This window comes from Streptomyces piniterrae (genome assembly GCF_005048155.1).
GTDB classification, from domain to species: Bacteria; Actinomycetota; Actinomycetes; order Streptomycetales; family Streptomycetaceae; genus Streptomyces; species Streptomyces piniterrae.
On record NZ_SUMB01000014.1, the window covers coordinates 1 to 13131 of the forward strand.

Annotated in this window: 9 protein-coding genes, 2 rRNA genes and 1 pseudogene; 5 read left to right on the top strand and 7 right to left on the bottom strand. The window is 70.4% G+C overall.

Going from position 1 to position 13131, the window contains the following annotated elements; translation table 11 throughout:
* From FCH28_RS31850 to FCH28_RS31865, 4 genes and pseudogenes are all read left to right on the top strand, one after another.
* A 23S ribosomal RNA gene (locus FCH28_RS31850) occupies positions 1-106 on the top strand; the annotation flags it as partial.
* 112 nt (positions 107-218) lie between these two features.
* Positions 219-335, top strand: a 5S ribosomal RNA gene (gene rrf / locus FCH28_RS31855).
* A gap of 759 nt (positions 336-1094) precedes the next feature.
* A pseudogene (locus FCH28_RS40155) lies at positions 1095-1631 on the top strand (hypothetical protein); the annotation flags it as partial.
* Between the two features lie 18 nt (positions 1632-1649).
* Positions 1650-2537 carry a tetratricopeptide repeat protein gene (locus FCH28_RS31865; protein ID WP_136743866.1) on the top strand — a complete coding sequence of 296 codons (888 nt, stop codon included), beginning with the start codon at positions 1650-1652 and terminating at the stop codon, positions 2535-2537.
* A gap of 67 nt (positions 2538-2604) precedes the next feature.
* On the opposite strand, the gene FCH28_RS31870 is transcribed toward FCH28_RS31865, so the two are convergent.
* The 5 genes from FCH28_RS31870 to FCH28_RS31890 form a co-directional block, all read right to left on the bottom strand.
* Positions 2605-4410, bottom strand: coding sequence for an IucA/IucC family protein (locus tag FCH28_RS31870; protein WP_136743685.1), 1806 nt, complete (start codon positions 4408-4410; stop codon positions 2605-2607).
* Entirely contained in the window at positions 4407-4973 is a 567-nt protein-coding gene (locus FCH28_RS31875; RefSeq protein WP_136743686.1) for a GNAT family N-acetyltransferase, read from the bottom strand. The genes FCH28_RS31870 and FCH28_RS31875 overlap by 4 nt, the downstream gene beginning before the upstream one ends.
* A complete protein-coding gene (locus FCH28_RS31880) occupies positions 4970-6289 on the bottom strand; it encodes a lysine N(6)-hydroxylase/L-ornithine N(5)-oxygenase family protein (protein ID WP_136743687.1) in 1320 nt (439 codons plus the stop codon). Before FCH28_RS31880 ends, FCH28_RS31875 begins: the two co-directional genes overlap by 4 nt.
* A gap of 50 nt (positions 6290-6339) precedes the next feature.
* Positions 6340-7962 (bottom strand): pyridoxal phosphate-dependent decarboxylase family protein, encoded by a 1623-nt coding sequence (locus tag FCH28_RS31885; RefSeq protein ID WP_136743688.1) that lies wholly within the window; start codon positions 7960-7962, stop codon positions 6340-6342.
* 180 nt (positions 7963-8142) lie between these two features.
* Positions 8143-9408 carry a DUF1015 family protein gene (locus FCH28_RS31890; RefSeq protein WP_136743689.1) on the bottom strand — a complete coding sequence of 422 codons (1266 nt, stop codon included), beginning with the start codon at positions 9406-9408 and terminating at the stop codon, positions 8143-8145.
* 189 nt (positions 9409-9597) lie between these two features.
* Between FCH28_RS31890 and FCH28_RS31895 the strand changes: the two genes are divergently transcribed.
* Complete coding sequence (locus FCH28_RS31895) at positions 9598-10722, top strand: HAD-IIA family hydrolase (protein WP_136743690.1); 1125 nt, start codon at positions 9598-9600, stop codon at positions 10720-10722.
* Between the two features lie 167 nt (positions 10723-10889).
* On the opposite strand, the gene FCH28_RS31900 is transcribed toward FCH28_RS31895, so the two are convergent.
* Both FCH28_RS31900 and FCH28_RS31905 read right to left on the bottom strand, forming a co-directional pair.
* Positions 10890-11786 carry a siderophore-interacting protein gene (locus FCH28_RS31900; RefSeq protein ID WP_136743691.1) on the bottom strand — a complete coding sequence of 299 codons (897 nt, stop codon included), beginning with the start codon at positions 11784-11786 and terminating at the stop codon, positions 10890-10892.
* A 137-nt stretch (positions 11787-11923) separates the two neighbouring features.
* Entirely contained in the window at positions 11924-12952 is a 1029-nt protein-coding gene (locus FCH28_RS31905; RefSeq protein ID WP_136743692.1) for an ABC transporter substrate-binding protein, read from the bottom strand.
* Positions 12953-13131 lie beyond the last annotated feature (179 nt).

Below are 13131 nucleotides of genomic sequence, written 5' to 3' on the forward strand. Positions count from 1 at the left end.
TTTGAGGGGTTAAGGCTCCCAGTAGACGACTGGGTTGATAGGCCAGATATGGAAGCGCCGTAAGGTGTGGAGTTGACTGGTACTAATAGGCCGAGGGCTTGTCCTCAGTTGCTCGCGTCCACTGTGTGGTTCCCGGGTTGCGAACAGTCGCACCGGTTGAACCAAGTTTCACTTCAATTAACTGAAGAGTGTGCTTGTTCGCTCGAACCCGATTGGGTTTCGGTGGTCATAGCGTTAGGGAAACGCCCGGTTACATTCCGAACCCGGAAGCTAAGCCTTTCCGCGCCGATGGTACTGCAGGGGGGACCCTGTGGGAGAGTAGGACGCCGCCGAACAATCTTTCAGGACCCCTGGTCCCAGCGTGCATGCTGGGACCAGGGGTCCTTTTTGTTTTTGCCGAAGCGCGCCGAAGTCGTCGGTGCGTGAGAATGACTGCAGTACCGAAGACAGGAGTCACGTCGATGTCCACCAACTCTTCCGACGATCGTTGGGAGCGCCGGCCTCAGCGGCGCGACGACGGTGACCGCGGTGGTTTCCGGCGTGATGACCGGGGGCCGCGGCGCGACAACGACCGTGGTGGCCGCCCGTCGGGCGGCGGTGGCGGCTACGCGGGCCGTGACAACCGTGGTGGCGAGCGCGGCGGTTACCGTCGCGATGACCGGCCGTCAGGTGGCGACCGGGGCGGCTTCCGTCGTGACGACCGGCGGGATGACCGGCGGGACGACCGTGGTGGCGACCGCGGCGGGTTCCGGCGGGATGACCGGCCACGTGGGCCGCGTCGCGATGATGAGCGTGGTGGCGGTTTCCGGCGCGATGACCGTGGTGGGGAGCGTCCCGCGTTCCGTCGGGATGACCGGCGTGATGATCGTCGGGATGAGCGGCCGCGTGGGCCGCGTCGTGAGGATGAGCGTGGTGGGTTCCGGCGTGATGAGCGTCGGGATGATCGTGGTGGTCGGCCGGGTGGCGGTCGTGGTGGTTACGGCGGGCGTGACGACCGTGGCGGTGAGCGCGGTGGTGACCGTGGCGGGTTCCGTCGCGATGACCGGCGCGATGATCGTCGTGATGACCGTGGCGGTGACCGGGGTGGCTTCCGCCGTGATGACCGTGGTGGGGAGCGTCCCGCGTTCCGTCGGGATGACCGGCGTGATGATCGTCGGGATGAGCGGCCGCGTGGGCCGCGTCGTGAGGATGAGCGTGGTGGGTTCCGGCGTGATGAGCGTCGGGATGATCGTGGTGGTCGGCCGGGTGGCGGTCGTGGTGGTTACGGCGGGCGTGACGACCGTGGCGGTGAGCGCGGTGGTGACCGTGGCGGGTTCCGTCGCGATGACCGGCGCGATGATCGTCGTGATGACCGTGGCGGTGACCGGGGTGGCTTCCGCCGCGATGACCGCGGTGGCGAGCGTCCCGCGTTCCGTCGCGACGACCGGCGGGACGATCGTCGGGATGACCGCGGTGGCGACCGTGGCGGGTTCCGGCGGGATGAGCGCAGGGACGACCGCGGTGGGTTCCGGCGGGATGAGCGCAGGGACGACCGCGGTGGGTTCCGGCGGGACGACCGTGGGGGACGTCGGCCGTACGGTGGCGGGCGTGGGCGGGATGACCGTCGCGACGACCGCCGTGACGACCGGCGCGACCGGGACCGGGAGCCGATCAAGCGGCTGCCGATTCCGGAGGACGTCACCGGTGAGGAGATCGACAAGGATGTGCGGCAGGAACTGCTGAGCCTGCCGAAGACGCTCGCCGAGGATGTCGCCAAGAACCTGGTGATGGTGGCGAAGCTGCTCGACGAGGAGCCGGAGAGGGCGTACGGGTACTCGCGGGTGGCGCTGCGGCTGGCGTCCAGGGTCGCGGCGGTGCGTGAGGCCGCCGGCTTCGCGGCGTACGCGGTCGGCAAGTACAGCGAGGCGCTGGCCGAGTTCCGCGCCGCGCGGCGGATGAACGGCGGCGTGGAGCTGTGGCCCGTCATGGCGGACTGCGAGCGCGGTCTCGGCCGTCCTGAGAAGGCGCTGGCGATGGCCGGTGAGCCCGAGGTGCAGAAGCTGGACCGAGCCGGGCAGGTCGAGATGCGGCTGGTCGCGGCGGGTGCCCGTCGGGACATGGGCCAGGCGGACGCGGCGGTGGTGACGCTGCAGAGCCCCGAGCTGGCGTCGAACGCCGTGCACCCGTGGACGGCGCGGCTGCGGTACGCGTACGCGGACGCGCTGCTGGAGGTCGGGCGCGAGGACGAGGCGCGCGACTGGTTCGCGAAGGCGCTGGAGGCGGACCAGGGCGGTACGACGGATGCCTCGGACCGGCTTGCGGAGCTGGACGGCGTGGAGTTCACCGATGCGCTGGAGGACGCTGACGAGGTCGACGAGATCGATGAGATCGAGGAGATCGAGGAGATCGAGGAAGCGGATGAGGTGGACGAGACGGATGAGGGCAGCCGTGGGGTTGTGGTGTCGCCCGTCGAGGATGATGTCGATGTGACCGATGAAGTCGTCGATGTCGATGTCGATGACGCCGACGCGGATGTGGAGCGGCCTGAGAAGGGCTGAGCCACGGTGACGTGACGAAGGGCGGGATCCCCGGTGGGGGTCCCGCCCTTCGTCGTTTGTGGGGCAGTCAGCTGGTGGGGGCGTAACGGGCCAGGGGGTTGCGGAGGGTGCCGATGAGCTGGAGGGCGCCGGCCGGGTCCTGGAGGTCGACCATCTGCTGGTTGTTGCGCAGCTGGAGGCGGTTCAGGCAGGAGAGCGCGAACTCCTCGGTGAACAGGTCGTATTGGGCGAACTTGTCGGCGAGGTGGGGGACGGACGCCTGGTAGTCGGTGACGCAGGCGGCGACCGTGCGCCAGAAGGTGTCCTCGTCGAGGATGCCGAGGCCGTCGAGGGTGCCGTTGAGGAAGCGGAAGAAGCAGTCGAAGACGTCGGTGAAGACGGAGAGGAGCTTCTTGTCCTCGGGGACGTCGGCGCGGATGCGTTCGACGGTGGGGGGCAGGACCGCGTCGGGGTCCATGACCGCGATCTCCTCCGCGATGTCCTTGAAGATCGCGCGCTGTACGGTGCCGTCCTCGATGACCAGGATGACGTTCTCGCCGTGTGGCATGAAGACCAGGTCGTAGGCGTAGAAGGCGTGGAGTACGGGTGTCAGATAGGCGTCGAGGTAGCGGCGGAGCCAGGTGGCGGGGGCCAGGCCGGATTCCTCGATGAGGGCGGCGGCGAGGGAGTTGCCGTCGCCGTCGACGTGCAGGAGCGACGCCATGGTGGCCAGGCGCTGGCCGGGTTCGAGGGTGGGCACGGGGCTTTCGCGCCACAGGGCGGCGAGCATCTTCAGATACGGGGAGCCCTTGGTGGTGGCGGCCTCGTACTGCCGGTGGTGGTAGCCGATCGCGGCGCGCTCGCGGATGATCGAGAAGCGGGCGGCCCGGAAGGTGTCGTCGGCGGCGATGAGGCGGGCCAGCCAGTCGTTGATGGCGGGGGTGGCCTCCATGTAGGAGGCGGACAGGCCGCGCATAAAGCCCATGTTGAGGACGGACAGGGCTGTTTTGACGTAGTGCTTGGCGGGGCTGGTGGTGTTGAAGAAGGTGCGGATGGACTGCTGGGCGAGGTAGTCGTCGCCGCCGGGGCCCAGGCACACCAGGCGCTGCTGGGCGACCTCGGCGGCGAAGGTGACGGAGAGCTTGTTCCACCACTGCCAGGGGTGGGTGGGGATGAGGTGGTAGTCGGCGAGGTCGAGGCCGAGGTCGGCGAGGGTGGCCGCGAAGCGGTCGAGGGTCGCCTCGTCGAGTTCCTCGCGGATGAGGGTGTCGTAGTCGAGTCCTGCGCCCGCGGTGAAGGTGGAGTGGTCGCGGCGGGCGGCGAGCCAGATGAGCCGGAGGGGGCTCGCGGCCTCGGGGGCGTAGGCGTGGTACTCGTGTATGCCGAAGCCGAGGCGGCCGTTGTTGGCGACGAAGCAGGGGTGGCCCTCGGTCATACCGGTCTCGATGGCCTGGAAGCCGGACTTGGTGAGTTCGGCGGCGCTGGGCTGCTCGGCGGCGAGTTTGTAGGCGGTGCCGGAGAGGGTGGAGCTGATCTCTTCGAGGTAGACCGGGAGGATCTCCTCGCCCAGGGCCAGGGAGCCGCGGAGTTCGATGAAGAACTCGATGGCGTCCAGGGGGAGTTCGGTGTGGTCGCGGTGGCGGGTGATGCTGTCGGCGTCGACCTGCCAGTGGTCCAGGGTCTGTCTGCGGGCGGCGAAGCGGTATTCGGTTGCGCCGTCGTCGCTGCGTACGGAGTAGTGGCCGTCCTGCGGCAGCCGCTTCGGGGTGAGCAGCCGCTCATGGGCGAACTCGGCGAGTGCCTTGCGTACCAGGAGGCGGTTGGCCCTGGCCCACAGGGCCGGGGTGAGGTGGGCGACGGCGGCCTGGGCGGTGTGCTGGGTGCCGGCGGTCATCGGTGGTCTCCTCGGGTGGCCAGGAACTGGTCGCGGGTGCAGGTGCTGAGGTAGGCGTCTTTGGAGGGGAGGGAGACGGTGCGGACGACCTCGAAGCCGACGGCTTCGTTGAGGGCGTGCACCGCGGTGTTCCGGGCGTCGGGCTCGACGACGACACGGCGGGTGGCCGGGTCGTCGAAGAGCATCTCCATGACGGTGGTGATGACGGCGAGGGTGAAGCCGCGTACGGGGGTGTCGGTGGGGGCGGAGAGGAAGTGCATGCCGACGTCGCCGGGCTCGGCGGCGTGGATGCCGACCAGTTCGCGGTGGGCCGGGTCGTAGCGCTCCACGAGGAAGGCCGGGGTGCCGTTGTGCAGCCCGATGAAGGCGTCGTGGAACGGGTCGGCGGCTATCCGCGTGAACTCTTTCTCGACCGCGGCGAGGTCATGGTCCTGCATCAGCCAGAAGACGGCTTTGGGGTGGGTGACCCAGCCGTGCAGCAGCTCGGCGTCGGCGGGTGGGTCGACGGGGCGTACGGAGAACTCCCCGAGCGCGGGGTCGGTGCGGGTGAAGAGGGTGGTCATGCGGGGATCTCCATGAGGTGGTGCCGGCCGGCCGGGGCGGCGAACTCCTGGAAGGCGATGGCCTTTTCGACCGGGTAGTACTCGCGGCCGAGCAGCTCGCGGATGAGGCACGAGTTGCGGTACGCGGCCATGCCGAGGTCGGGGGTGACGAAGCCGTGGGTGTGCAGCTCGGCGTTCTGCACGTAGATGCCGTGGCCTGTGGTGTCGATGCTGTAGTTGCGGGCCACGTCGTAGCGGCCGGCGTCGTCCCAGGCGATGCGGTCGTGGAGCGGGGCGAGGAAGTCCGGGGTGCGGTAGCGGTATCCGGTGGCGAGGATCAGTCCCTGGGTGTCGAGGGAGAAGTCCTGGCCCTGTTCCTCCTGGCGCAGGCCGAGGGTGTAGGTGCCGGTGGTCTCGTCGTAACCGGCCTGGTGGAGCGCGGTGTTGGTGAGCAGCCGGGTGGGGACGGGGCCGGCCAGGTTCTTCTGGTAGAGCAGGTCGAAGATGTCGTTGATCAGCTCGGAGTCGATGCCCTTGTAGAGGTTCTTGTGCTCGGCGGTGAGCCGGTCGCGGGTGGCCGCGGGGAGGGCGTGGAAGTAGTCGACGTACTCCGGTGAGGTCATCTCCAGCGTGAGCTTGGTGTATTCGAGGGGGAAGAAGCGGGGGGAGCGGGTGGCCCAGGTCAGGTGGTAGCCGTGGCTGTCGATGTCCTGGAGGAGGTCGTAGTAGACCTCGGCCGCGCTCTGGCCGCTGCCGACGATGGTGATGCTGTCCTTGGCCTGGAGGGTGGCCTTGGCGTCCAGATAGTCGGCGTTGTGCAGCAGGTCGCCGCCCAGGCCCCGGCAGGCTTCGGGGAGGTGCGGCGGGGTGCCGGTGCCAAGGACGATCTTGCGGGCGCGGAAGGTCTTCCGTTCGCCGGTCGGCAGCTGCTCGGCGTGCACGACGTACAGCTCGTCGGTCTCGTCGTACTCGACGGTGGTGACCTGGTGGGCGAAGCGGATGCTGTCGAGTTTGCCGGCCGCCCAGCGGCAGTAGTCGTTGAACTCGGCGCGCAGCGGATAGAAGCTCTCGCGGATGTAGAACGAGTACAGCCGCCCCGATTCCTTGAGGTAGTTGAGGAAGGAGAAGGGGGAGGTGGGGTCGGCGAGGGTGACGAGGTCGGCCATGAACGGCACCTGGAGGGTGCTGCTGTCCAGCATCATGCCGGGGTGCCAGTCGAAGGACGCCTTGTTGTCCAGGAACAGGCCGTCGAGTCCGTCGATCGGTTCGGTGAGGCAGGCCAGGCCCAGGTTGAAGGGGCCGAGGCCGATGGCGATGAAGTCGTATGGGGCGGACACGAGGGGGTCTCCGATGGGGGGTGACTGCGAAAGAGGGGGCTACGGGGGAGTCAGCGGGCGCTGAGCGCCGGCTCGGGCTGCTCGGCCAGGTAGCTGCCGGCGTGCTCGGCGATCAGGTCGAGGACGGTGGCGATGTCCTCCAGCGTGGTCTCCGGGTTGAGCAGGGTGAACTTGAGGTAGTGGCGGCCGTCGACGACGGTGCCCGCGACGATCGCGTCGCCGGACGCGAACAGGGCTTCCCTGGCGTGCAGGTTGACGCGGTCGCTGAGCTGCGGGTCCCGGTCGGCGCTGGGGACGTAGCGGAAGACCAGGGTGCTGAGCTGGGGTTCGACGACGACCTCGAAGCGGGGGTCGTCGTGCAGGAGTTTCCAGGCGTCCGCGGCCCGGTCGATGACCTCGTCGAAGAGCTCGCCGACGGCCTTGGCGCCCATGGTGCGCAGCGTCAGCCAGAGCTTGAGGGCGTCGAAGCGGCGGGTGGTCTGGATCGACTTGTCGACCTGGTTGGGGATACGCTTTTCGGCCATCCGGCGGGGGTTGAGATAGTCCGCGTGATACGTCACATGCCGCAGGGTGGCGTGGTCGCGGACAAGGATGGCGCTCGAACTGACCGGCTGGAAGAAGGACTTGTGGTAGTCGACGGTCACCGAGTCGGCGCGTTCGATGCCGGTCAGCAGCTCGCGGCGGCGGGAGACCAGCAGGCCGCAGCCGTACGCGGCGTCGACATGCATCCAGGCGTCGTGCCGGGCGCACAGGTCGGCGATCTCGGGCAGCGGGTCGATGCTGCCGAAGTCGGTGGTGCCGGCGGTGGCGACGACGGCCATGGGTATCAGCCCGTCGCGGTGGCAGCGTGCCAGTTCGGCGGCCAGGTCGGTGGTGCGTATCCGCCGGTTCTCGTCGCAGCGGACGGAGATCACGGACTCGGGGCCCATGCCGAGCAGGGTGGCCGACTTCTGGATGCTGAAGTGGCTGCACTCGGAGGTGAGGATGCGCAGCCGGGGCAGGACATCAGCGCGCCGGGCGGCCGTCCGCGCGCCCTCGCGGGTCAGCTCCCGGCGGCATGCCTCGTCCCGGGCGAGCAGCATGGCCTGGAGGTTGGACTGGCTGCCGCCGCTGGTGAAGATGCCGTCGGCGCGCTCCCCGAGGCCGATCCGGCGGGCCGTCCAGTCGATCAGCCGCCGCTCGATGAGGGTGCCGCCGGCGCTCTGGTCCCAGGTGTCCAGGGAGGAGTTGACGGCGGAGAGCACCGCCTCGCCGACGAGGGCGGGGATCACCACGGGGCAGTTGAGGTGCGCGAGGTAGCGCGGGTGGTGGAAGTAGACGGCGTCGCGGAGGTAGACGTCCTCCAGTTCGTCGAGCGCGGCGGCCGGGTCGTGCAGCGGCGCTTCGAGGTCGATCGCGGCGACGGCCGGGGTGAGGCCGTCGACCGAGATTCCGGTGAACGGGCGGTCGGTGGCGGCGATTTTGGCGGTCACCCGCTCGACGCTTTCGGTGACCGCGCCGCGGTAACGCTCGGCCGTGCCGTTGTTGAGGAGATATGTCCTGCTGTCGGCCGGCTCGGAGGCAGGGCTTTCGGCCGGATCTTCCCCGGTCGCTGCGCTGACTCTGGCGTGATGTGTCGCCCCCGTGGTGCGGGTGGTCGACGGGTCCTCGGCGGGGTGCGCGAGGAGGCTCATGAAGGTGCCCTCCCTGGTGCGGAGTTGGCCACGTCCTGCGCAGGCAGAGGTGTGCGCAGGGGCGGGGAGACCCGCCCGGCGACGTAGTGAGGTAAGCCTAACCTAACTAACTCCGGAGAAGGGTGCGGGGTGCCCGCGGAGGGCCGTCGGGCAGGGCCTCCGCGGGCGGATGGGGCGGGTTCAGTTCCCGGCGTCGTCCAGGGTGCGCAGCACCAGACCGGTGGCGGGCTTGGGTCCGAAGGACGTGGACTTCCGGGGCATCGTCACGCCGGCCTGGGCGAGTTGGCGCACCGTGTCCTCCGAGGTGGCGCGCATCAGCACGGCCGTTCCGCCGTGCCGCGCCGCCTGCTCGACGGCGGCCTCGGCGTGATGCAGATAGCCGATGTGTGACGGGTCGTCAGGGATCCGCCAGACCTCGTCCAGCAGGGCGGAGTGCAGCACGGTGGCGTCCAGCCGCCGCCAGGCTTCGGGCCGGTCGGTGCGGATCGTACGGTCCAGCAGCTCCGGATCGGGACGGTCCAGCAGGTGGAAGGTGTCCGGGCCCTCGGCGAGGACGAAGGCGTTGCCGGGGGTCTCCTCCAGGGCCTCCAGGGCCGCGGACAGCCCGCCCGGAAGCGGCCGTGCGCGGAACGCGCCGCCCAGCCCCGCCAGCGCCTTCACCAGCGGCAGATGCGGCAGTACGCGGTGGATCGCGCGGACCTGGAGCGGGTAGCGGGCGGTGTCCACCAGCAGGACCAGGCCGGAGGCCCAGGGGGACGCCGCAGTGGCGTCCGGCTGCTGCTCGTACAGCCGCTGGTAGGTCGCCCAGCGGTGGTGCCCGTCGGCGATCAGGGCCTGCCGGCGGCCGAGATCGTCGTCGATGGCCGCGAGGTCGGCGGGATCGGTGACCGCCCACAGGCGGTGCGAGAAGCCGTCCTCCGTGGTGGTGGCGAGCAGCGGGGTGCCGTGCACTATGCGCTCGATGACGGCGGTGGCGCCGGTCGCCGTGCCCTGGCCCTGGTACGAGAGCAGCAGCGGCTCGAAGTTGGCGGCCGCGGCCCGCATCAGGGCGGCCCGGTCCTCGACCACCTCGGCGATGACGTCCTCATGCGGCAGCACCGGACCGTCCAGGCACAGCGCGCCGATCAGCCCGCGCTGGAGCACCTCGCCGCCGCGCTGCTCGTAGACGTACAGCGCGGGCCGTTCGTCCTGCGTCAGGACGCCCTCCGCACGCCAGCGGCGCAGGGTGTCGGCGGCCTGGCGGTGGCGGGTGCTGGGGTCGGCGGCGTGCGGCAGGATCAGCCGGACGATGTTGTACGGATCGGCGGTTTCCAGGTGGCGCACGCCGTCCGGCCGGACCACGACGTCATAGGGAGGAGAGGTGACAGCGGTGAGGCTGCTGACCCGGTCCGGGGCGTAGCGCAGTCCGCGGAAGGGGAGGAGGCGGAGGCCGTCGGTACTGGTCATTGAAGAATGCTATGCCGCCTGACGGGTGAGGGATGATCGGGGGGACAGCCCGCAGGTGGCTGGAAATATCGGTATGCGCGAGGCGGAGAACGGCGAGCCGCGCGGCCCGGTGGGCGACGGTCCGTGATGCGGAGCGGCCCCCCGGCCGGACGACTCGGCGCGCCGGGCGGTCATGAGGAGCGAGACGGCATGAATGAGCAGATTCGCGGGGTCGCGGGCGGGAGCGTGCGGCGTCGGCCCGGCGGGTGCGAGCGCCCGCTGAGCGAGGCGTACGACACGGCGCTGCTGGATCTGGACGGAGTCGTCTACGCCGGCGGACGGGCCATCGCTCACGCGGTGGAGTCGCTGACCGCCGCGCGGAACGCCGGGATGCACCTCGCATATGTGACCAACAACGCTTCCCGGACCCCGGAGGCGGTCGCCGAGCAGCTCTCCGGCTTCGGGCTGCCGACCGGCCCCGGGGACGTGATCACCTCGGCGCAGGCGGTGGCGCGGCTGATCTCCGAGCAGGTGCCGCCGGGCGCTCGGGTGCTGGCCATCGGCGGCGAGGGGCTGCGGGTGGCGCTGCGCGAGCGCGGCCTGGAACCGGTGGCGTCCGCGGACGACGATCCGGCGGCCGTGGTGCAGGGCTACGACCCGGCGCTGGACTGGGAGCGGCTGGCGGAGGCCGCGTACGCGGTGCAGCGCGGGGTGCCGTGGTTCGCGTCCAACACCGACCTGACGATCCCCAAGGAGCGCGGGATCGCGCCGGGCAACGGCGCGTTGGTCGAGGTGGTCCGGACGGCAGCCGGCGGGACGCCGCAGGTGGCCGGGAAGCCGCAGCCGCCGATGCACCGGGAGACGGTGCTGCGTACCGGGGCGAAGCGGCCGTTGGTGATCGGCGACCGGCTCGATACCGACATCGAGGGCGCTTACAACGGCGGGGTGGACTCGCTGCTGGTGCTCACCGGTGTGACGACGGCGGCCGAGCTGCTGGCCGCGCCGCCTGAGCACCGGCCGACGTATGTCGACGCGGACCTGCGCGGGGTGCTGGAACCGCAGCCGGACGTGTCCCCGAAGCTCTCAACTCCTCCCCCACTCTCAACTTCGTTCGAGCGGGGGGACCCCCATGAGCAGGGAGGTGCCCCCATGGCGGACGGCGGCTTCCGGTGCGGGGGCTGGCGGGCCCGGGTGGCCGGTGAGGTGCTCGTCCTGGATGGCGACGGTATGCCGCTGGACGGGCTGCGGGCGTTGTGCGCGGCGGCCTGGACGGCTGCGGGGGAGGGGCGTTGCGGGGCGGACGCGGGGAAGGCGTTGGGGCAGGTCGGGATGTAGGCAGGTCGGGGCTGTGGGGGAGGGGCGCGGCCTCCCCACAGGCCGCGCGCCGTGGGGCGCGGGACGGTGTGCCAGGGGCCCCGCTCGGTGTGAGCGGGGCCCCTGGCGTTGCGGCGGTTCCTGGTTCCTGGCTCCTGGCTCCTGGCTTGTGGCCCCCGGCCGTCGGCTCAGTCCTCGTCGGTTGTCGCGGTGCCCGCCGTCAGCTCCGCGAGCAGGTCCTCCTCGGTGGCGCCGCGTCGCCAGTAGCCGGTGAACTTGACGGCCCTGCGGTCGATTCCGCGCTCGCCGACGAGATGCCGGCGCACCGCCTTGACGGTGCCGGCCTCGCCCGCGATCCAGGCGTACGGCGTGCCCTCGGGGAGCTCGGCGGCGCGCAGGGCGTCGAGGACCGGCTCGCGCCGGGCGGTGCCCGTGTCCCCGTGGCCGTGGCCGTCCCGGACGAGCCAGGTGATGTCCGCGTCGGCGAAGGTCGGCAGGTGCTGCCGGTCGTCCTCGTGCGCGACCTCGATCCAGACCTTGGCCCGGGTGCCGGGGGACAGCCAGGACAGGATGCCGGCGATGGCGGGCAGCGCCGTCTCGTCGCCGGTGAGCAGGATCCAGTCGGTGCCGGCCGGTGGGCGGAAGTCGACGCCGCCGTTGTCCTCGACGGCCGGAGCCAGGACGCACAGCCGGTCGCCGGGGCGTGCGCCGACGGCCCAGCGGGCGGCCGGGCCGCCCGCCGCCGTGGTCCCCGCTCCGTGGAGCGCGAAGTCGACGTCGAACTCCGCCGGATCGTGACGCTGTTCGCGGATCGTGTACGACCGCATGAACGGGCGCTCGGCCGGGTCCTGCGCCCGCCAGGCGGTGTACCAGCCGTCGCCCATGTCCGCGAAGACCGGCCGGTCCTGGTGGGGTTGCGGGAGGAACAGTTTGAAGCGCTGGTCACGACCGCCGGACACCAGCTCGGCCAGGCGGTCGCCGCCGAAGGTGACCCGGATCATGGAGGTGCTGAGCCGCTGGGTGCGGACGACGTGCACATCGAAGAAGCGGAACGGCGCGGTGGCGGGTGCGGCGGTCGTGGTCATGTGGGGAACCTCCGGGAACGGGCGGCGGACGCCGGCGACGGGCGTCCGGTGATGGCTGTAGCCGTGATGGCTGTCCGGTGGTGCGCTGTGCGTCTGGTCGGTGTGCGTCCGGTGCGCTGTGCGTCCGGCGCTGTCCGTCAGTTGACCTTCTTGGCGCCCTCGATCGCCTTGGCCAGCGCCTCGATGAGCGGCGCGGCGCCCGCGTACGAGAAGCGCGGCTCGCTCGACCAGGGCGTGATCTGGCCGGCCTTGACGGCGGGCAGCTTCGCCCACGAGGGCTTGGCCGCGAGGTCCTTGGGCTGGAGGGTGGCGGTGCGGTTGTCGAGCAGCAGCACATCGGCCTGGTACTTGTCGGCGTTCTCCCAGCTCAGGCTCTCGAAGTAGCCGCCCTTGTCCAGGTGGTCCGGGACGATCAGGTCGACGCCGAGGGACTTGTAGTACATGAGGTCGGCGTTGATGCCGGGGTTGGACGCGTAGAACAGCCCGGCGCTGCCGGAACAGGCGAGGACCTTGACCGGGTGGGACTTGGCGGCCTTGCGCAGCGCCGCCGAGGCCTTCTCGAAGCGGGCCTTGGCATCGGTGACCTTCTTGGCCTTCAGGTCGGCGCCGAGCGACTCCGCCAGCTCGGCGTACCGCTCGATGATCTTGATGAGCGACACCCGGGACGAGGTGATGGCGACGCTCTTGGCGAGCTTTGCGATCTTCTCCTTGCTGTCGTCCGGGACGAACCACAGCGCGTTCGGCTCGTACATGTTCGTGATCAGCAGATCGGGCGCCAGGCCGGCGTACTTCTCGATGTTGAACTGGTTGTAGGCGTTGCCGATGATGGTGACCTTGTCGACGTCGATATCGCCCGCCTGGGGATCGGCCTTGCCGTTCCGGAGCTTGGTCGGGCCGAAGACGCCGACGATCTGGTCGTCGATCCCGAAGTCGTGCAGCGCGGCCGCGGTGCCGGTGAAGGCGACGATGTGCTGCGGAACACTGTCCAGCGAGACCTTCACCTTGCGGTCGTCGGTGAACGACCACGGGCCGCTCTTCGCACCGCCCTTGGCGCCCCCTGAGCCCTTTTCGGTGCCGCATGCGGCGAGCAGGGCGCCGATGCCGACGGCGCCGCCCGCGGCGAGGATGCCGCGGCGGGACGGAGTTACGCTGCTGGGGGTGCTCATGATGGATGCGCTTCTCTCTGGGTGGGCCCGTATCGAGGGCTCTGACAGGGGCTCGGACGGGCGCTGTGGTGGGGGACGTGCGGCCGTGCCCGCCGACGGGAGGGCCGGCGGGTCGAGTCGTGTGAGGGTAGGCTAACCTAACTCTCGTGTTAGTTGACAGTCCCCCCGCGGCACCCGAG